Below are 504 nucleotides of genomic sequence, written 5' to 3' on the forward strand. Positions count from 1 at the left end.
CTGCTGCGCATGCCGCTCGGTGAAGCGGCTTCGCTGCGGGCCGGCGCGCCCTATTGGGTGGTGCACCGCGCCGACCTGCAATCGGCGCTGGCCGGCGCCGTTGCCGATCATCCCGATATCGACCTGAAACTGGGCGCGACCTTCGAAGACGTCGCGCCGCATGCCAAGGGACTGACGGTCGTCCATCGCAGCGGCACGATCCGCCGCAGCGATCTCGCCAGTGCGCTGATCGGCGCCGACGGCATCTGGTCGACGGTCCGCCAGCATCTGTTTCCCGAGGTGCAGCCACGCTTCTCCGGGCTGATCGCCTGGCGCGGCACGCTGGACGCCACGCAACTGCCGAAGGATTACACCGCGCGCCGGGTGCAGCTCTGGATGGGTCCGAACGCCCATCTCGTCGCCTATCCCATTGCGGGCGGCCGCCAGATCAACGTGGTCGCGGTGCTGCCGGGCACCTGGAACAGGCCGGGCTGGAGCACGCCCGGCGATCCCCGCGAGGTGATG

The 504-nt window shown here is 69.8% G+C and carries 1 pseudogene; it reads left to right on the forward strand.

Annotated features, from left to right (window positions below):
• Nucleotides 1-504, forward strand: a pseudogene (locus MOV74_RS40190) (monooxygenase); the annotation flags it as partial.

Origin of the sequence: Bradyrhizobium sp. SHOUNA76 (assembly GCF_023006445.1) — a bacterium.
Taxonomy (GTDB): Bacteria; Pseudomonadota; Alphaproteobacteria; order Rhizobiales; family Xanthobacteraceae; genus Bradyrhizobium.